The 20,730-nt window shown below is 34.6% G+C and carries 19 protein-coding genes; 4 read left to right on the plus strand and 15 right to left on the minus strand.

Going from position 1 to position 20,730, the window contains the following annotated elements; genetic code table 11:
* Positions 1-186 precede the first annotated feature (186 nt).
* On the minus strand, positions 187-1,272 hold the full coding sequence (locus WH188_RS25705) for a glycoside hydrolase family 43 protein (protein ID WP_339424823.1): 1,086 nt from the start codon (positions 1,270-1,272) through the stop codon (positions 187-189).
* A gap of 14 nt (positions 1,273-1,286) precedes the next feature.
* Positions 1,287-1,583, minus strand: coding sequence for a hypothetical protein (locus WH188_RS25710; protein ID WP_339424824.1), 297 nt, complete (start codon positions 1,581-1,583; stop codon positions 1,287-1,289).
* Positions 1,584-1,863: 280 nt separating this feature from the next.
* On the opposite strand from WH188_RS25710, the gene WH188_RS25715 reads away from it, so the two are divergent.
* A complete protein-coding gene (locus WH188_RS25715) occupies positions 1,864-2,838 on the plus strand; it encodes a glycoside hydrolase family 43 protein (RefSeq protein WP_339424825.1) in 975 nt (324 codons plus the stop codon).
* A gap of 99 nt (positions 2,839-2,937) precedes the next feature.
* Here WH188_RS25715 and WH188_RS25720 read toward each other — a convergent pair whose 3' ends face one another.
* The 7 genes from WH188_RS25720 to WH188_RS25750 form a co-directional block, all read right to left on the minus strand.
* On the minus strand, positions 2,938-3,387 hold the full coding sequence (locus WH188_RS25720; protein WP_339424826.1) for a nuclear transport factor 2 family protein: 450 nt from the start codon (positions 3,385-3,387) through the stop codon (positions 2,938-2,940).
* 368 nt (positions 3,388-3,755) lie between these two features.
* On the minus strand, positions 3,756-4,145 hold the full coding sequence (locus WH188_RS25725; RefSeq protein ID WP_339424827.1) for a hypothetical protein: 390 nt from the start codon (positions 4,143-4,145) through the stop codon (positions 3,756-3,758).
* Positions 4,146-4,215: 70 nt separating this feature from the next.
* Positions 4,216-5,283 (minus strand): serine hydrolase domain-containing protein, encoded by a 1,068-nt coding sequence (locus WH188_RS25730; RefSeq protein WP_339424828.1) that lies wholly within the window; start codon positions 5,281-5,283, stop codon positions 4,216-4,218.
* A 667-nt stretch (positions 5,284-5,950) separates the two neighbouring features.
* Positions 5,951-6,295, minus strand: coding sequence for a hypothetical protein (locus WH188_RS25735; protein WP_339424829.1), 345 nt, complete (start codon positions 6,293-6,295; stop codon positions 5,951-5,953).
* A gap of 32 nt (positions 6,296-6,327) precedes the next feature.
* Complete coding sequence (locus WH188_RS25740; RefSeq protein WP_339424830.1) at positions 6,328-6,660, minus strand: hypothetical protein; 333 nt, start codon at positions 6,658-6,660, stop codon at positions 6,328-6,330.
* A gap of 334 nt (positions 6,661-6,994) precedes the next feature.
* The gene (locus tag WH188_RS25745; protein ID WP_168126847.1) at positions 6,995-7,555 is read right to left on the minus strand and encodes a hypothetical protein; all 561 of its coding nucleotides are present in this window, start codon (positions 7,553-7,555) and stop codon (positions 6,995-6,997) included.
* Between the two features lie 206 nt (positions 7,556-7,761).
* Positions 7,762-8,472 carry a hypothetical protein gene (locus tag WH188_RS25750; protein ID WP_339424831.1) on the minus strand — a complete coding sequence of 237 codons (711 nt, stop codon included), beginning with the start codon at positions 8,470-8,472 and terminating at the stop codon, positions 7,762-7,764.
* 474 nt (positions 8,473-8,946) lie between these two features.
* Between WH188_RS25750 and WH188_RS25755 the strand changes: the two genes are divergently transcribed.
* The gene (locus WH188_RS25755; RefSeq protein ID WP_339424832.1) at positions 8,947-10,260 is read left to right on the plus strand and encodes a hypothetical protein; all 1,314 of its coding nucleotides are present in this window, start codon (positions 8,947-8,949) and stop codon (positions 10,258-10,260) included.
* Between the two features lie 262 nt (positions 10,261-10,522).
* Here the strand turns inward: WH188_RS25755 and WH188_RS25760 are convergent, their stop codons facing one another.
* The 4 genes from WH188_RS25760 to WH188_RS25775 all read right to left on the minus strand — a co-directional run bounded on the left by WH188_RS25760 (position 10,523) and on the right by WH188_RS25775 (position 14,689).
* Entirely contained in the window at positions 10,523-10,996 is a 474-nt protein-coding gene (locus tag WH188_RS25760; RefSeq protein WP_132773627.1) for an LIC11966 family surface protein, read from the minus strand.
* Positions 10,997-11,107: 111 nt separating this feature from the next.
* A complete protein-coding gene (locus WH188_RS25765; RefSeq protein ID WP_132773625.1) occupies positions 11,108-11,737 on the minus strand; it encodes a response regulator in 630 nt (209 codons plus the stop codon).
* Positions 11,730-13,943 carry an ATP-binding protein gene (locus WH188_RS25770; protein WP_132773624.1) on the minus strand — a complete coding sequence of 738 codons (2,214 nt, stop codon included), beginning with the start codon at positions 13,941-13,943 and terminating at the stop codon, positions 11,730-11,732. The genes WH188_RS25765 and WH188_RS25770 overlap by 8 nt, the downstream gene beginning before the upstream one ends.
* A 242-nt stretch (positions 13,944-14,185) precedes the next feature.
* Positions 14,186-14,689, minus strand: a complete 504-nt coding sequence (locus tag WH188_RS25775; RefSeq protein WP_132773622.1) for a YfbM family protein — start codon at positions 14,687-14,689, stop codon at positions 14,186-14,188.
* 194 nt (positions 14,690-14,883) lie between these two features.
* Between WH188_RS25775 and WH188_RS25780 the strand changes: the two genes are divergently transcribed.
* Both WH188_RS25780 and WH188_RS25785 read left to right on the plus strand, forming a co-directional pair.
* Entirely contained in the window at positions 14,884-16,020 is a 1,137-nt protein-coding gene (locus WH188_RS25780) for a hypothetical protein (protein ID WP_339424833.1), read from the plus strand.
* A gap of 105 nt (positions 16,021-16,125) precedes the next feature.
* Entirely contained in the window at positions 16,126-18,327 is a 2,202-nt protein-coding gene (locus WH188_RS25785) for a TlpA family protein disulfide reductase (protein ID WP_339424834.1), read from the plus strand.
* Between the two features lie 201 nt (positions 18,328-18,528).
* Here WH188_RS25785 and WH188_RS25790 read toward each other — a convergent pair whose 3' ends face one another.
* Entirely contained in the window at positions 18,529-19,614 is a 1,086-nt protein-coding gene (locus WH188_RS25790; RefSeq protein WP_168126854.1) for a serine hydrolase domain-containing protein, read from the minus strand.
* A gap of 392 nt (positions 19,615-20,006) precedes the next feature.
* Positions 20,007-20,363 carry a hypothetical protein gene (locus WH188_RS25795; protein ID WP_132773615.1) on the minus strand — a complete coding sequence of 119 codons (357 nt, stop codon included), beginning with the start codon at positions 20,361-20,363 and terminating at the stop codon, positions 20,007-20,009.
* Between the last annotated feature and the right edge of the window lie 367 nt (positions 20,364-20,730).

Below are 20,730 nucleotides of genomic sequence, written 5' to 3' on the forward strand. Positions count from 1 at the left end.
TTGCGACCATATGGTCACTAGACTGCTCAACAATTGTGGCAGATTAAACCAACAAAAAACTCGTTGAATGTTGGAAATGGGACGGTGAACATAAGTTCTTTAAAGAGATGCGAAATTTGCGCATCAAAGTTGGTATTCCCTGCCTGATCAAAGTCGCAATACAATAAACTGCAAACATCAGCTTTATTAAGGTTCGACAGTTGGACCGTCCACTATAAGCTGACCGTTAGGTAAAATTTTCAGTTCATCTAAGAATACTAAGCGCTGACTGCCTGTTTTGGTCGTGCGGGCATGATATACACACCATACTTTACCTTCTTTATCTTTCAAAAGACTGTTGTGCCCAGTCCCTGAAACAATACCTCCATTGGATATGTTTTTTTGTAAAATAGGGTTTGTCGCAGACTTTTCGAATGGGCCAAGTGGATTTGAGGCTGTTGCATAGCCTACAGCATAATTCTCTCCTCCGAAATGATTTGCGGAGTACATCATATAATAGAGATTGTTATGCTTAAATAGATAGGATCCTTCTGTCCATCTTCTATTCACTTCACCTGAAGTCACAGACCTACTCTCCCATTCAGATTGTTTATCATCACGTGAGACAGGAGGCCGTAACAATAATGTTGGCTCTCCAATTACATGTGAAAAATCTGAAGCTAGCTCTACTCCATATATCCAGCTTTCTTCTATTTCATCAAACATCCCCTGTTGCTTTGCCCAAGCTGCAATCTCCGATTGAACTGGATTTTTATAACAGCATCTGGAATAATAAAGATACAAACGTCCATCTTCAGCAAAGTACACATTACCGTCAATAATGGGATATTCGGGGTCAAATAACGGACGACCTGTCAAATCTATAAATGGGCCTGTAGGATTGGTTGAGGTTGCGATACCAATGCGATAATTTTCTAATTCATCATTCGGATTTTCTTTCCAATGTGCACTATAAAACATATAGTATTTTCCTCCATACTTATATACTTCTGGGGCCCAAAAATCTTTCGTTCCCCAGCTTTTATCTTGTTGAGCGGTATACACTGTCCCCCTATTCTCCCATTGTTTTAGATCCTTAGAAGAATAGGCTACAAAACCATTATTTACTCCACCAGTACCATACATATAATAGGCATCTGTTTCTTGATCGTAAAGTATAAATGGGTCACCAAAAGCAACATCAAGTGGATTATTTGATTGGGCTTTTGAGGTGGAGAATAACAACAGCCAGCAACCAATCAATAAGGATAAACATAAATTTTTAGTAATCATATTTCAATTATTTTTTAAATGCAATGCCCACCTCCGCCAAATGAACCAGATCGTAAGATAGGCATCAATCGATTCCCTTTATCATCTCCCCAATTATCTTCAGTTGTATAGACGTAGAAATAGCCAGTTTGTTTATTTCTTCTAACTGTAGGATCTGCCAAAATGGGTTCAAATACCGGGTTTATGATTTTGAGTTTTTGATACACCTTCTCGTCTATATCACGTGTATACTCAAATGGTGCACATGAATATGCCTTTGACAATAATCCAATAGAATAAATTAAAAACTTAAAGCGCTGTTTTAATTTCACATCCGTTTACAATTTGGCTTTTCACATCTACTGACAGACTATTCACCTCAGGCTCTGTAATTTCCCTTTTTATTTATAAATTTTATATTTTTTTGTTTATAATTGTATTGAATCCTAATTACAAATCTATATCACGTAAAAATGTAAATTAAAGTTTACATAACATTGCCCATTTTATTCAAAATTATTCCAATTTGTATCATGCATGAGCAAAATGCTCAACAGATTCATCGGTATTTGAATTTATGGCTAATTCTTCATAAGATTTGAATTCAAAAAAATGAAAATTATGACAAGCATTCCTTATCGTTTAATAACGATTATAAGTTTATTTTTTATACTGTCTTTATATTGTAATGCAAATGATAATAAGTCTGTTAAAATTATCGAAAACGAGCTACCTATTGCAGACCCTTACGTGTTATTCCATAATGGCAAATACTATGCATATGGCACCCGCATAAATGGATTTGAAGTTTTTATTTCCGATGATCTAAAGCATTGGAAGCGTCATAAAAATTTAGCACTTTCCCCTCAAGACTCTTGGGGAACACGATGGTTCTGGGCACCAGAAGTATATTATGTAACCGCTCACAAAAAGTTTTACATGTTCTATTCTGTTGATGAACATATTTGTGTTGCTTCTTCCTCAAGCCCAGAAGGACCTTTTATTCAAGAAGAAAAAAAACCTATTATTCCAAATGAAAAAGGAATTGACACTTCTCTTTTTATCGACGAGGACGGAACTCCATATTTATTTTATGTCCGATTTACGGATGGAAATGTCATTTGGATGGCCGAGATGGATAGTGATTTACAAAGTATAAAAGCAGAAACGCTCACAAAATGCATAAGTGCAAGTGAACCATGGGAGAAGAAACAAGCTACAGTCGTAGAAGGGCCGTCAATCTTAAAACGAGGCAACACGTACTATCTAATTTACTCTGCCAATCATTTTGAAAGCAAGGATTACGCCGTAGGCTATGCAACAGCCAGTTCACCCAAAGGTCCTTGGAAGAAATATAGTGGCAACCCCATCCTAAGGAGAGACCATGCCTCAGCATCGGGATTGCTCGGTACAGGTCATGGAGCTCCATTTATAAGTGCAGATGGCGGATATAAATATATATACCATGCTCATGCCAGCTCAACAAGTGTCGCTCCAAGGACATCATACATTAATGATTTAGCAATTTCATCTGATGGCGTAATAAGCATTGTTGGAGAACCTATTAGACCGCTAATAGTTAAATAATAATGTTAAACCGTAGTAATCGGACAACACAGCTGAGGATAATAACAAACAAAGCCACATCTCGATGTGGCTTTTACTAAACATATGAATTAACTTAACTTACTTATACGAGTTGATGGATTGGGATACTTTCCAGTTGCCACCATCATTGACCAACGTGATTATATCGGTCTTGGAAGATCCTTCAAATTGTTGCGTCACTTTTGCAATCCGATAGTCACCTGACTGCTCAATGATTTTAGTGCTTGTTTTACAGTTCAAATGCTCGCCTTTTTGCTTTTTTAAGAATGAAATAATTTCTGAACGGCTGTTGGTCTTATCTTCCGATGCATGTACATTTTGAATGAAATCTGATGTAAACAATTGCTCTACTCCTGCTGATTGTCCCTCGGTCATAACCGCTACGTAATGATCAATGGCTAGATCTGCTGTGGAAAGATTGACTACTGCTTTTTGAGAGTTTGATACCTCTGGTTTGCCTGCTGCCATAGTGAATGTAGATACTGCGATCAAAGCTACTGCTGCGTATGTTTTTGCTAAAGTTTTCATAATGTCTTTATGTTATATTGTTATTAAGTTGCATCAGCCCCACATCCACCAACTCAAACCCTGATGCCTGCTTTGCAGTTCTTTTTATTTATTTGTAATTGTTGATTCAAAAGTAAGGTGTAAATAGTCCCTACCCTATGGCAATTAGACTAAACCAACTAAAAACTCGGTGAATGAAGGAAATGGACAGGTGAAATTATGAAGGACTTATGAAACCTGCATTACAGGTCAAGATATATTATATATGGGCTAAGACCATATTTATTATAAAAGGGGCTTTATACACCATATATATAAAGCCTTTTCTATGTTAACTATTAATAACTCTATAAGAATTAACTATTATCAAAGTTACCGGTGAGAATATGCTAATTAACCTTATTTTTAAGATTATAAGTTATATTTTTCATCCGTTCTTCAATTTGATCTTTATTCATATAAGTGAGTTTATAACGTTCATCATTCTTATCAAAATAACTGTAATATCTCCAAAAGGCTAAAGGATTTTTCCAAAACAATCGAAATAAAACAGTATCCTTATTAAGCAAATTTTCTTGTTCCATAGATTTTTTAAATCCGGCCTTAACTCCTGATATATTGTTCCCTACTCTATCAATAACATAAAAACTCCCGGAGGCATTGGCATATTCGTAATGTGTTTCATCTACTATCCAATCGAACAAATATCGTAATGGAGGTATATTACTAAAAAATACAAATATCATTAATGAAGCTAAAATATAGTATCCTTTTTTCATTTTAATTACAGCTAGTTGAATATAAAGCTTTAACAGCTTATACATAATATTATCAATCCTTTTGAGGCCTTTATTGTTTCGTAATTTCAAGTGTAATTATAGCAATTTCCCGAACCAACTCAGTAGGTGAATGACAATCGCAGTTGCTCAATCCAACGATATAAATATCTTTACTGGGAATGTAAACGGCCATAGATTTAAATCCAAAAATACTGCCGCCATGTTCTCTTGTAGGGATACCATTAATTTCATTTATATGCCAGCCAAATCCATATGAACTTACTTCACCGTTGTTTAATTTATATGATTTAAATGCTTGATTAAGACTTAATGAATCTAACACCTGATTATGATTCAGTGCATTTTGCCATTTTAATAAATCTTCTAATGTTGACATCAAAGAGCCTGAAGAAAATGGGACACTAAAATTGATCCATGTTTTATTAACAAAACCATCTACTTTTTGATGATACCCATATGCCCTAGATTTTATAACTTTTCGATCTGAAGCATAATAGGAATTATTCATTCCAATTTTTTGAAAAATATTCTTATGTATAAAATCCTCATAAGTAATGCCCGACACTAATTCTATTATATATCCAAGTACAATATAGCCTGAATTATTATACTCAAATTTTTCTCCGGCTTCAAAATTAACAGGCTCATCTTTAAAAAAGTTAACCATCATTTCAGGGGTCATCTGTTTTTGAGCAATATCTGATATAGATTTCATTTTAGTGAAATCTTGAATTCCCGATGTATGTGTTAACAAATGTTTTATCGTAATTTTATGACCAGATGGATAATTAGGAATGAACTTAGAGATTGGATCATTTACATTTAATTTTCCTTGTTTTTCAAGCATTAATATAGCAACAGCGGTAAACTGTTTGGTCATGGAACCTATTTGAAACACATGGTTGATAGTCATATCAACATCTAATTCCAAATTGGCTTTCCCGAAAGATTTTTTATAAAGCACTTTTCCATTTTTAGCAACTAAAAAAGCTCCACCTGGTTCGTTTTCCTGCATAAATTCTGTTTTAATAATGCTATCAATTTTTTCTTTAAAATCTTGAGCTGACAAAATGCCAAAAACAGAAATTAAAATTAGTATTAAAAATAATCTTCTCATCAGTTAGGTTTTTCATTAAGAATTACAACAGTTATCTAAAAATGTACAGCAATAAAACTAAGATAATATTACACGATATCACATCCAAAAGAGGTGAATATCATATTATTATCGGTAAATCACTCTAAGAAGTCGGTTAATCATAATTAATTTAACAGGTTTATTGTATTTGTTATAAATTTTAAATCATTACTTACTGAGAATTTCTTTTAATAGCACAAAAAAAACGCTTGTTCATCCCAAGCGGCTCTGTATACAAAAAAATGTTCTATTCCAGTTTTTCAATCTTATTGCGTAGAGATCTTCGGGGCTCTTCACGGGAAATTTATAATGTAACATTAATCTCTTCCTTCGCGATTCTTGTTGTGAGCATTTTGCACTCCAATGAAATTCTAAACTAATTTTTTCGCTTAGGCTAGCGTATTGATATAATCACGTTTACAATTTATGCAGGAATGTCTTCACACGTCAATATTGCCCGTCCTCTTATACCTCTCATAACATAATTACCTGAAAACCTATGCTAATATAAACGATACAGTAAACTTACATGTAATATTTCATTTTCAAGATAAATAATGTTGCTGAAGTAACGATATTGAACGTAAACAAAATAACATTTGCATTATATTAAAAATTTTACCTCCGAAGATCTATCTAAAGCACTTTATAATTTTATACTGGTTTTGCCATCCACACACACTACATTTTTGGAAGAGTTGGGATTAACTGACGGACAGCCCATTTCTTGAGTCAACCATAACTTAGCGGCATTTAAAGAGCTGTATTGCTGTTCCATTTCTGCAAAAGTTCTAAAGTTAGGTGTATCTGTGATCGCTATAGGTTTAAATTCACAGTCTTTTCGTAAAGTGATTACCCCCCATTTACTCGGATCAGTACAAGGTGTATCTTTGAAGAAATCCCTTACCTTGGGAAATAGCACTTCCAATCTTTGGTTAATCTCTACTAGCTCAAGATCTGTAGCCAATGATACAATCATCTTACCATCCATGCAACGGACACCAAAGTGTGGAGGTAGTTCAACTAGTGAAGTATTATAATATTACAAACAATCGCACCGCTCTTACCTGGCTTGTACGCTTTATTGGCCTGTTCAAAAAGTTTTCTGTATTCTTTAATCAATTTACTATACTCTTTTTCAAAACTTGGATGCACGGATACATAACGGTAAGAAAAGGTATCTATACGCCATTCTTCTATCGGTTTGCAAGATTGATTTTCGGCAAGCTTAATCGCTTCCTGTAATTTTATGTCCGCAAGCTGAGTTAGCTCTTCATATTTATTGTCTTTACTGCAGGCATAAAACAGAATTACAACAGTCAACAGGCCGCATATTAATAGGTAAGTTTTATTCATAATTTAAATTATTTAGTGTTTATATTAAATATAACGCTTATAAGTTATAAATCGCGACAATAACAAAACCTCTATTTAAGAAGAAAAAGATATCGTCCAAAACTTTAGAGATGGAATAAAGTAAAGCCACATCTCGACGTGACTTTAACGAAACATGTGCATTCTAACTTAACTCATTTGTACTAGTTGATGGATTGAGTTACTTTCCAATTGCCTTCATCTATTGGTTGGCTCCTGCCATTGTGAAGTTTATACTTAAATAAAGAGTCTGATGGGCAAATGAACTTTTATCATTATCCTTTGTACCATGATGTCAATATTCGAAGAAATATCGTTAATATAGATCTTTATCCGAAAATTTAACATCCTGTATTTTGGGTAAAGGTCGTACTAAAACTCTTTTTTTTCGGACTGCAAGTGGTCTAGTTGAACCTAATTTTTCATCGGATTCAGTTCTAGTACCTGTAATCAAGTCAAATTTTGTTTCTGTGAATATTGTATTTTCATCAATATAACCTTGGGGCGCGTCATATGTAAGCTTATCGACATAAATCAATTCAAAATTTCCTCTTTTATATTTGAAATGATAGGTAATATTTCCGCCTTTAATTTCGCTCCACATTTTTAAAATCCCTTCTTCAATAAAGAAATTAGGAATTTGATAACCATTAAACTCACCTTGTTTTTCAGCAGGATACTGCGGTTCAATGATTTTATCTGAGGATACTGTCAAAGTTAGCTTTCCATTAGGTTGAGAGAGGAAAATTTGCAATCTTAATGGTCTTGTTTCATCTACAGTATCCATTTTCACAGTTACTCTGTCCATTTTGCCATCATGATTTAAGTCCCCTTTTTCTTCTCTAACCTCGTAAGTATACTTGTTTTTATTTTTCATACTTTGGGAGAATAGATGCATTGGGACTGAGATTAAAATGAAAATAATATAGCGGTAAAAATATTTATTAATGTTATTCATTTTATTTGTTTAGTGAAGTGATAAGTAATAAGACTCCTATAATTAAATATTTTTTTGATTATTTTTTTATGTACTTAGCGTTGTTTCTGCATTATTAATCAAAAACTGAAATCTCCCTAATTATGCTAAAAAGGCATTGTTACAACTCGGGCTTTATAGATCCCTTTTTCAATCTTAAACAATACAGCATATCCTCCTGCACCATCACCATTGACAGAAGTAATGTATAAAGTATCATTTGGATTGTCATAGTAACATGCTGCAAACTCACTGTTTATATTAAACAGATTCTCGATCTCCTTTTCTGGGATTTGGATAGTTCTACCTTTTATCGTGGCTTTTATGGATGTATAATGACTTATAGGAATCGTACCATCAGTTCCCCATACCTGCTGTCCTTTGAATATGTCTTCAACGGTATAATCCTCATATTTTGTCGATGAAAAGTATCTTTTATTTTTTTTGTAATCAAATTTTTCGGATCTAATTTCGACAGTCACATTTTTCGATATAAATTTTGCAATGCTATCATTAAAGGATTTAATTGGGATCTTTTCATAGGATTCAATTAGTTTAATTCTAGAATGGTGTACATATCCAGTAATATTCTCATTTTGACGATCGGTATAATCAACAATGACCCAATCCCGAAGTTTTTCATCGGGAAATGCATAGACAATCTCCTCAGTGTTAATTTTTGAAACAATTTTGCTAGTAACTGTGGGTTGTTTCCTCACATTTACATAACCATCTTTATCGATAATTTCTGCAAATTGCGCGTACGTAAAATGAGTTATCGTGAGGAGAAGTAATGCAAGCAGATGTTTTTTATTCATTTAAAATAAAGTTACAAACTATAATATTTTGACAAAGCTACGAAATAGGACTTGAGCTTTTCGCTAAGATTTATCTTGCCCCATTCAGATCAATTTCTGCCATCGTCTATAAGATTTCTAAAATATCAACTTAACCATAGTAACTACTAAAATATGAATTAGGTTAGAGAACAGCAATCTTCAGACTTCGTTTTTGGTTAATATTGCTATTCAGGTTTCGGATACTTGTTAATTCGTCTAATTGTCTTGTACTCTTATCCATGTCCCTTCTTATCATTTCTTTATATTAGGTCATTGTTGATTTCCTTTAATATTACATCATTGATTTTTTATTTTTGATTGCCAATAAAATAGACACCACAGCTAAATCTAATTGATTTTAGACAGGTTATAAGTTGAGCGAGAGAGAAAGTGACCTAAACTACACTATATTCAGGGATGTTTTTGTCAACAAGATATGCGTAGGTTTGATAGATGGCATTCTCTACAGCATACAAAAAATTGTTCGGTCTTATACTTTTTTCCTTTATTGATAATCTGAGCACACAGGCACAATCGCGGTTTCCTACTTTCGAAGTGAACGAAGCTGTTACCGTTACTGTCGATGAAACTGAAAAAGGTATTGTCGCAAAGCTGAATAATAATAATAATAATAATAATAATAAAACTGTGTTACTCAAAAAATGGAAACGTACGCTGTCTTTTATTGAAACCTACGATGTCAATAATGACGGGTATATGGATCTAGTTCTCAATTCGGATGAACATCAGTCAAATGATGCCCTTATATTTTTATTTGAGCCTAAATCTTCATCTTATAGGGAACTCAACTATCCGAACCATGAATTCAGTAACCTTATCATCACTAAGCAAGAGCCTGGCATGATCATCAGCTATAGCAATGCGCAAGAATGGATAAAATTCGGTTTTAATAAGCAATGTGAACTGTATAGTGCTGGCGATTCACAGGTATTGCATGACTATGAACTTGCAATTCACCAATATCAAATCCGTATGTATAATGTGGATGGGAGTATAAAAAGTGTAAAACTAGAAAATTTTGAAGATAAAAATATACCTATAATTGAAGTAAAGGTACCCAGGCTTCGATTATACAATGAGCCGGGATATCAAGCTGTTTCTAATAGCTTTGTCGAAAAAGGAGCTTTTCTTGAGATCACCGCTTTTGAAGGAAAGGAGTGGCTAAAAATAAAATATAAATCTGCTCCTGAAACACTAGAACAATGGGTCAATGTGTCAGAGTTAAAGATGGACATCAGCAAACTTCACTATAAGGAGAATAACAATGGCCTAAACCTGGTCATGATAGATCCTCAGAGTGGAGATGATCGCTTTTATTTCTGTATTGCACTGAACAATTATTCCAACAAAATATTCGAATCATATAACGGAAAAATTTACATTCTTTTGGAAAATGAGAATGGTAACAAATTCCTCTACCCTCTTTACAATACAGGATATTTAAAACTACCACCACAAAACCCAAAGGATATACAAGCCAATAAAGCGGATGAAAAGTGGTTTAAACCCGGAGCTGTGCTTGATGACAATATGGTACAATGGGATGTTGAAAAAAAACAGTTCGTTATTTTTCATGATAAAAGTGAGAACGAAGATGTGGATGAGTACCCTTATGTACCTTTCTTTCCTGACGGTTTGTCTGCTGGAATATATAAAATATCAGCGGTTTTTATGGATCGTGAATCTCACCTAAAACCATTGGTATCCAACATGCAGCAACTGAAATTACCTTTAAAAAAGTTTTAATAAAAAGTTTCCAATGGTAAATGGATGGTCCACTCTCCTTTGATGACATTGGATTGAGAGTTTATGATTTCTACGGCTAAACCTCAACGGTACAGTTTTTCCCTATGCCAGTAAAGGAAGGGTATAAATGGAAGTTTCTTAAAGAGAAAGCAAGTATGCTGCCGATTGAAGAAGATCGTTTAAGCTAGTAAAGCGTAAGGGGTAATAAATAAAATAGCCGGTGATCTCCATCACCGACTATTTTATTTATTCTTATGTCCACCTATTTTTTGGCGTAATCTTTTTCAAATTTATCTGAAGCGACATTGACACCATTTGCCATATCTTCAAATGCCTTATTAATATTGTCCAGTAATCCTTGTTCTACCACCGGATCTTGGGTAGTACTCTTTCTAATGTTAATCAGTTTTGGGTAATCTTCTGAAACAATTTTACCATAACCTTTCAACCCTTTTAGAATGGCTTGCTGCAATTGGTCATCACCGTTGAAATCGCCAATTTTTTCAACCTTTTTAATGTCTTCTTTTACAGCTTGGTCCCATTTTAGGGCTACTTTTCCTGCTTCATCATATTTTTTTGACTGCATTGCGCTGTTCATTTCGCTAATATGTACCTCTTCACTGTTGATAATCGTCATCAGTTCATTGTTATAGGCAACTGCATCTTTCTTTTGGCCACAGCTTAAAAGTGTGCAGAACATAATTAAAGCAGCACTTCCTGAAATCACTTTTTTCATCTCTTTTTATTTTTTGTGTTGATAATTTGTTAAAACCTCTTCTGAAGGATAAACAAATTTAAAGGATGAAAAAATTTCAGCAAATCCCTGAATGTAGTGGTTTTTTGACCATTAGTCACGAAGAATACCATATTCAAGTGCAAGTTTGATGACAGATGCAATGCTTTTAACCTCAAATTTTTCGATGAGATTCTTTCTATGACTTTCAACTGTATGATGACTGATAAATAAAGTTTCGGCGATTTGAACGGTAGTTGATCCCTTGATTGCTTCCATTAATATTTCCTTCTCTCTGCGCGTGAGCTTAGGTACATTTTGAAGACCAATATTATCTTTCTTACTCATTTTTAACTTAGTCTTCGCGCACAAAAAAAGTTCTCCCTGACACACGCTCCGAATACCTGCTATAATCTCCGGTCCTAAAGCATTCTTTTGGATATATCCGTCCGCACCTTGTGTGATCATACTATTAATGACAGCGTATTCATTATGAACACTGATAGCAACAATCTTCATGTGTGGACACCGTTTCTTAAATAAGGCGACTAACTCTATACTATTCGTATCAGGAAGATTAATATCAAGCAATAATATATCAGGATTAATCCGTTTAATCCGTTCTAGTGTTGATTTACCATCTGTAAAGCAATCCAAAATTTTAAAATCGGGTTCTGCCTCTAGAATATTTTTTAAACCTTCCAGCATCATCGGATGATCATCAGTAATTACTATATTAACCATAATAAGGATTATTATTTATCGGAAACTCTATTTCTATACTTGTACCTTTTCCGGTACGGGAATAAATATGCATCTTCCCGCTTAAAAATTCGAGGCGAGACTGTACATTGTGAATTCCGGCTGATTTTTTTCCATCTGCACGATGCGGATCAAAGCCCTTTCCATTATCTTCCACAGTGATCAGGATATGATCATTGTGTTGCGACAGTTGCACTATAATCTGTGAAGCCTGAGCATGTTTCACCGCATTATTTACCAGCTCCTGGATTATTCTGTAGACGACTATTTGTTTATCTTTTGAAAGGTCGGCTTCCAACTTTACAAATTGACTGGAAATCTCAAGCTCATCGTTACTCATGCGTTCAGCATATTCTTTAAGAGCTTCCTCCAAGCCATATTTATCCAATAGTTCAGGCATAAGGTTATGTGCAATGCGGCGCAACTCGACTACAGCAACATCGAGCTGATCTAAAGATTTATTCAGTGTATTTCTACTGGAATCATTCTCATTCAATAGCGTAAGACCGGATAAAGTGATTTTTGTCCCGGACAAAATACCGCCTAATCCATCATGAAGATCTCTGGCAATACGTGAACGTTCGGTTTCCTGCCCCTCTAACATGGAGACCAAAACCTGTAGGCTTTCTTTCTGTTTTAATGTTTTGAGATGCTGGCGATAAGCATAATAGATCAACATGGCAGCTATGATAAATGTCAGGATAAGGAAAAAATAGACTGAATTTATTTTTGATTTGTATGCAAGTTCTTTTTGAGAAGTTTTAAGTTGTGCTGCCCGCTGCTGTATCTCAACACGTGAAAGTTTAAGTTCTTTACCTCTGTTATCTGCCTCTAGCTGGATAACTTCTATATGCTGACGCTGAATTTCTTCATTTAATTTTAAGTTTTCCAAATCCTGCAGCTGCGCCTTATTATGCGCATGCATCAACGAGATTTGTTGTTTTCTCTTTTCGGCTTCAAATCGCAGTCTTATCAACTGTTGTTGCTGTCTCTCTTTTTCAAACTGCGCTTCTAATCTGCGCCCCTGTTCCATTTTATTTGCATTGAAAACCTCTTCGTAGAGCTTAACATATTGTTTATAGTAATGATAGGCTTCATGATACTGACCTTCTGTCTCATATACCTCTGCGAGCTTTTGATATAAGCTAAGGGCAATCGTATTTTCTATTACAGTATCTTTCATGAGCGTGGCTAATGAAGCAAGGAGGTATTTTTTTGCGGTTTCTGTATCACCTTCTTTCATGCTATATTCTGCCATTATTCCATAAGCCGAAGCTACCTGAGCATATTGTTCTGTTTTTTGTCCAACTTCTAGTCCCTGTTGCGCATACTGGAGCGATTTTGTTTTATAGGACGCCGGATAATACTGTAAATACAGATTGGCTAGGTTAATTGCTGCAAAAGATAAGTCAGAGGGCACAGCCATTGTTGAGCTGTTCTTTTCATAGAATTTAATAGCTTGGAGGTAATAACTTTCAGACTGATTACGAAGATGCTCATTTTCGGGCTGATTGATGTACTGCTCCTGATAATTATATCCCATAGACATGTAAGCGTCAAAAATATCCATGGGTCTATTTCTTAATTTAGCGACTTCCAGAGTAAGTTTAGCGTATTTTTCCTGTAAGTCATATGTTTTCCAGTTTGAATAGATCGATGATAGCTCCTTATAAATTGCAGTTTTTCTAGATATAACGATATCTGTCTGAGGGGCTTGATCGTAAAACACTAAAGCGTTCTGGAAGCATCGGATCGCCTGTTGCTCCTGATTATTCCTCGCATGCATCCAACCCTCACAATACGACACATATCCTTTAATGCTCAGCTCTTTGGTTTTTTTTGCAAATATTTTAGCCTGCGCGAGATATCTGTTAGCGGATGTATTATCTTCTAGTATCTTGCTGTTCATTGCGGCAATACCACACAGCTGTGCAGCGTATTGTCCGTCAAGCTTTTTAGATGCTCTAGCTATATTTTTTTGCAGCAACTCCATCGCTTCCTTTTGCTGACCATTAAAAAAAAGTGCATGCGCATATTTGCCCGCCAACAGTAGCTGTTGCTCACTGCCTTCAGCGACCTGATGATATTCACTTGCAGCGGTTTCAACAGCACTCTGAGCACTAATCTTCCCGAAGAAAAACATCACTAAAATTAATACTAAATACTTCTTCACTGTACAGATTTTCATGTTTGCTTTTGAAAGCAAGATTTAGGACAGGAACAACATCTTTTTATAATCATATTTTCTTTAACAATTTATAATTAAACCAAAATATGAAAAGACTGTTGAAATGCACGTAAAAAGACAAAATAGTTAAACAATAATAAGATATTCCATTCGATTTGCTATAATTTTACAGCATCTTGTACTTATTGATGTTCGGAGCGGCGAGAAAAATGCTGATATAGCTTCTGGCCCTTAAAATAAAATTAACAAAGGAAGGTAATCACAGCTTGATTTTCTGCTACCGCTAATTGCAAAAATTCTTTCAATTTTCGGAATTCCTGAATCAGATAATTTAGCGCTTCAGGATCTTCCCAAAATTCAGGATAAACACCTTCCTCATTCATTTTTTCGGCATCAAATCGATCTGATAAAGAGGATTCAGAGATGTCATTCACAGCTTCTAATAATTCTTCAGTCTGGGGTGACGTAAGGTATTTCGCAGGGCCATATCCCATATCCTGTTCCACGTCAAGTATATTGGGGCCAAATATTAGCCATTGCAAAGGTGGGGGCACTATTTTGTAATTATTTAAGGGTTCACCTGTAACAACGTAAAACAAGCCATCCCAGCTTTTACCGATGTCTAATAGGTTTGTTTTTTCAGAATTAGAAGTAGAAAAAAGGTCATCTTCCAATAACTGACTGTTATCAAGATAACGCAGTAAAGTACTTTGGTCTATCCGTAGATATTGTTGTATTATTCCCATCCAATAAAATTAACTAATTTTAATTTTATTCTAAAGCAAAGAGTTTTGATATTTCAACTTTACTTTGACTTTGACTAAAACTTAGTTAATAAAAAGATTGACAACCTGATCTTATCAACCTGTTTAAAAAAAAAATGCATCGATGAAAAGTAGTGATATATTTTATCAATATGTTGTATCTTTCTAAAAAAAATATGAAGAAAACCAAACTACTTATTCTTAGCCTTTTTATTGCCAATTTCAGTTATGCGCAAACCTCACTAATGGATAGCTTAATTCAAAAAAACTATTCCACTTTTAAAAAAAATAATAGCAACGCATTCGAAGGAAAAGGATGGACTACCCTTCAGGGTGAAATCAGCAAAAACAATTCTGTGTTATTGGGCGAATACCATTTCACCAGTGAAATCCCTTACTTCACAAATGCGATTGTAAATAGTATTAAGTTCGACAACTATTTTATGGAAATTGATCCCTATACAATCAATACCATATCAACAAAAATTAAATCCTTATCCCCTGCTGAACTGGATAAATTCCGCAATGAAAACGGTTCTGCTTTATCTTTTTTACAAGGTGAGGCTGAGTTTGATTTGTATAAAAACATACTTCAACAGAACATCAAGATATATGGAGCTGAACAAATTAGTTTATTTTCAGACCAGTTACTCTTTTCTGAACTGAGTAAAAAATCCAAAAATAATAAAGCAATAGAAATTTATAAGCAGATGATCGCTAATTCGGCTGCCTATGACACAAAAAACAACACCACATTCTATTTGTTCTCTGATGATTGTCGGGCTAAATTGGACGCACTGAGCGCTCTAAATTTATCAGCAAACGAAAAAGAGCAACTTGAAGCACTCAAATTAAGCAAAGAACTTTATTTAAATCGAATTCATCCTTTAAGAATTCAATACTTGAAACACTTGATTCTTGAAAAACTCCCTGAATGGAGAGACAAAAAGAATTTATTCAAATATGGTGCTAATCACATGCCTAAAGGAGAGAGTTTAATGGAAGTATTTGATATTGGAAACCTAGTGTATAATATTGAAGAGGCAAATTACCGCAAGTCATTGCATATTATGATTATCGGAAAGGGTGAAGGTGAAACATTGGCTGATTTAGACGAATATAAACCTTTCTTAACCGTTGTGAAAGATGACAATTGGTATACCTATGATTTAAGACCTCTGAAACAAGCTATTTCTAAAAAGAAGCTTAAAGTGGAGGATTTGACGCTGGAAAGAATTATAAAAGGTTATGACTATCTGGTTTTCATTCCAGAACTAACTAAGACCCCAAAAACAGGTAAACAAAATCATTAAATAAGCTCAAAAGAAAACATACGCCACTAGAGTAATTAAAAATTACTTGGTAAATAACTACTTCAATTAATTTTCTTACATTAGAGTAATTTAACCAATTAACCGATGAAGTACTTACTCTTAGTGGTCAGTTTGTGTGTACAAGTGGCTGTGGCACAAAAGAAGCCAACCGTTCATTATATCGTAAAAAAAAACAGCAATTACAACCGAAATGCTGATGAAAAAACCTATTATATAGCATTAATAAAACTAAAGAAGGTAGCCAGCCAAGGTGATCTTATGGAATTGCGCGTAACTGGTTTTGAAAGTAAAAATGGAGACCGTATATTTTCTACTGAAGACCTGAACAAAGGGGAAAATTTCTTGGCTTCGACAGCCGCGATCTCCGACATCTATGGTTTGACAAAACCTTTGCAATTTACAGTCAATAAGGGAGTAATAAGCATAGATACGCTGAAATGGAAGGATGAGATAAGACAGCAACTTACTGCATGGGAAATTAAAGATGATATTGCTGAAAATGCCTTAACCAATACATTTTCAGAATACGGTAACCTGCTGCAATCTCTCTATTTTGCGGCATTATCATCTTCGGATGAAAATGCATTGAAGAAATCTGATATCACAAAAAATGGTCTACTATACCATATGGTAAAACAGAATAAGTCTGAAATTGCCGTCAACTATTCGCAAAGCGACAGCTCTTCAACAACGGAAGGAAGTACCAGCTTTGATCCTAAAACCCACCTTGTACGAGATGAAAATCGAATAGCTAACTATTCATTTTTAGATGCGAATGGCAAAAAGATAAACGGCCACTCTTCCAGTTCAATAGAACGTGCGAGCAAATATACTGCAGCTGCGATTGAAAATGATTATTATGATATGCTCGTAAAAGGTAGCTATTGGAGCAATGCAATAAATACAAATGATAAAACAGATAGTATTAAATTACAACGGTATATAGAGCTATACGAAGCGAAATATGCAGGAAATCGTGATTACGTTAAAAATAAACTGGGACATTTGCAAAGCTTTCGAGATAAGCAGTATTATGATGCTTTATCATCCATATCTCCAAAGTTGCTGGCCGGGACTTACCATCTGAGCAACAAAGTTTCATTCGATAATATCTCAGACAATGACTTTAAGGAAATCATACCACTCCTGAATGATAAGCAACTCTTCGAATATCTACAACAAACGCTAAGTCAATACATCATGTCTCTAAACAGTTCAGCTCTGCAAAAGCTCGATCTTATTGCCAATCAATTTAGCGAGAGAGAGCGAGTGGCGGCTAGACCAATGTACTTATGGGCGAAGGCAATGCAGACTCAGAATATAGATAGCCTTAAGCAAATCCAAAATGAAGTGCTCGATATGGATAATGAGTACTGGAATCAAGGAAATGCCAGTCGGTATGCACTTTTGATTCAGAAGATCCTTTCTGAACATGGTAGATATGATGCACAGACGATGCAAATAATAATCGATAAAATTACAGCACTATATGAAGATGAGGTAAATAAGAAACGTTTCCTACAAAAAGCTCATTTAGCTTATGCATATTATCTGGCGTATGAAAAGACACCAGTAGACCAAGAAGATCACGCGCTCCTGTTTTTGGAAAAAGCGGCCTATTATTCTCCAAAAAATTCGGCTGAAAAGGAATATGGAACTTTTTATGACCGCGTCTTTTTAAAATCAAAAGAAAACTACAGTGACAATTATATGGTGTTATTAAGTAAGAGGGGTAAAAAGGATGTGGCTCTTCAAAACTATATACAAGAGTTTTTGAATAATCCGGCGAGTAGTTTTAAAAGCTTATCATCTTTTTATCGAGAAAATTATGCTGAGAGCAGTTTCAATGATTTTTTCAAGAAAGAGATTATTTCAAAACTTGCAGATGCACCATCCTTTTTGCTAAAAGATATGCAGGATAAAGAATTCTCATCCGCACAATTGGCTGGAAAATGGACCGTCGTCGATTTTTGGGGTACCTGGTGTGGCCCTTGTGTTGCTGAAATGCCAAAACTAAACAAGTATTACCTGGAACTAAAGCAGGATAAAATGAGTAAAATTAATTTTATGAGCATTGCCTGCAACGATACAAAAGAAAAAGTGCAACGCTTTTTAACGAACAATAATTATGAAATACCGGTACTGGTGTCCGATTCTAAAGTAGAACAAAATTATAAAGTCCGTGGATATCCAAGCAAATACATCCTAACACCAGAAGGGAAACTGATTCCTACAGAATTTGGATTTGACTGGGAAAGTTTAGTCTTGGAATTAAGTATGCTATAAACAGATGAAATAGGCTTATAGTTGTAATATTTAAAATGGCTATATACTTTAATACTCCTATTTCTTATTGTTGATTTCAATTCTAACGGACAAGTTAAAGCTAAGTGTAACTAAGTGGTGTTTTACCAAAGGAATATATTGGTTTAAACCACTTTATTGTGAGTAGTCTCCCTGTCTAAAAGACAACTTCAACTTGGATTTTCATTTTTTGTTATTTTTTAGATGATTAATCATTTCGAAGACACCAAGTTGAGCTGATTCAGCGCCACTATTCACTAGTACAATATAACCTATTAGCTTTTTTCGGTCAATTTGTGAATAGGAAAAAAATGTTCCGTCCGACCCGGCGTGTTCTGAAATTTCTTCATCATTTTTAGTGTAATTACCCCAGCCTAATGCGTATTCATCGCTTGCAGTATGAAGAAATTCATAAGTCCTAGATTTTAAAAAATTGTCTTGTCCAGCTAAACCTAGCAAATTTAGTTGGATGAATTTTGCATAGTTTTCAATATTCATACTCAAATCTCCAGCAGGTTCAGCCATTTTTAAATTGTAATCATTATCAGAATAAATTGAGACAATCTTTCCATTTTCAGACCAATGTCCATAGGGCTGATTTTCGAAGTTTCTATTGGGCCAACCGAAAGCGACGTCAATATTTAATTCTTCACTAAGAAATATATTGATTAATTCTTCCCAAGATTTTCCACTAACTTTTTCAGCCATTAAAGTTGCAACACTATATCCTGCATTTGAATAGTTGTATTTATTACTATTATCGAATGGAGGAAGCGTTAATACATATTGGGAAAACTTTTCACGCATTTCCTGTTTATTTCCGGTAAATTTTGGAAGTTTTTGATATGCAGCTCCGCTTGTGAAAGGCTGTATATTCGCTTTATGAGCAAGCAGATCTGCTAATGTTATATGTTTATAATTTGTGTGTGATCCAACGATTAGGTCTGGAAAAAGGTCAAAGAATTTGGTGTTCCAATCAATTTTTTCGCTTTCGACTAATTTTGCGATCACAAAACTTGTTATAGCTTTTGTATTTGAACCTAAATGAAAATAATCTGATAAGTTAGCATCCGATTTATCATCTATTTCAGATATTTTATGATGTCCTAAAACCTTTTTAATGATAATGCTGTCTTTTGTAACGACAGCAAATGCCATTTCAGGAATGCTATCTCTTTCCATAATTTTTCCCGCAATTTGGGTGAAATCTTGCCCATTCACTGAGATAGATAAAAATATTAATAATGAAAAAATGATTGTCTTAGGCATTGATTTTATAATTGGATGTAACACTCAAATATACTACATTTCTCCATACTTGATCTTGCACAGCTTTTGTTAAATTAGGGTTACATACCGAATAGATTTCGATCATTTGAATTTGATATTTTAAATAACCTGAATAAGTCGCTAATTATACTTTTTACTTCTACTGCAGAAGTAAAGGAGTAGCTCTGCATTGCAAGCAACTCCTTCCTGAAAGGTTTGCGTGCAGCTCGGCTAAAAATAAGAACAAACAAAGCCAAATCTCTCGATGTGGCTTCTACTAAACATATGTATTCAAACTTTACTTACTTATACGAGTTGATGGACTGGAATACTTTCCAGTTCCCTCCATCATTGACAAACGTGATTAAATCGATCTTGGTAAACCCTTCAAATTATTGGGTTACTTTTGCGACCCTATAGTCACTGGATTGCTCAACGATTGTGGTGCTTGTTTTACAGTTCAGCTGCTCGCCTTTTTGCTTTTTCAAAAATGAAATTACTTCTGAACGGCTATTGGTCTTATCTTCTGATGCATGAACTTTCTGTTTAAAATCTGAAGTGAAAAACTGCTCCACTCCTGCCGACTGCCCCTCTGTCATAACCGCTACGTAATGATCAATCGCGAGATCTGCAGTTGATAGATTGACTACTGCTTTTTTAGAGTTATCTCCTACTGGTTTGGCTGCTGCAATAGTGAATGTTGATACTGCGATCAAGGCTGCTGCGAATGTTTTTGCTACAGTGTTCATAATGTCTTTATATTATATTGTTATTAAGTTGCATCAGCCCCAAATACACCAACTCAAACCCTGATGCCTGCTTTGCAGTTCTATTTGTTTGTTGATTCAAAAGTAGGGTGTAAATGGTACCTGCCCTATGGCAATTAGACTAAACAAACTAAAAAATCTGTGAATGGTGGAAATGGCTAGGTAAATCTTTTTTTTGATTGGAAAGGATTGATCGTCATCACTATAAGATTAATAGGTTTCAATAATAACTTTTCCTAGCATCCTTTAAAACCAATACGACCATAGACTACAAATAGTAATCGAAACACATAAACATCTTATTTATATATAGTTGCCGCCTATCCAGATCGTCTCTCGATATTTTAGA

The organism is Sphingobacterium sp. MYb388 (assembly GCF_037479535.1).
Lineage (GTDB): Bacteria > Bacteroidota > Bacteroidia > Sphingobacteriales > Sphingobacteriaceae > Sphingobacterium > Sphingobacterium anhuiense.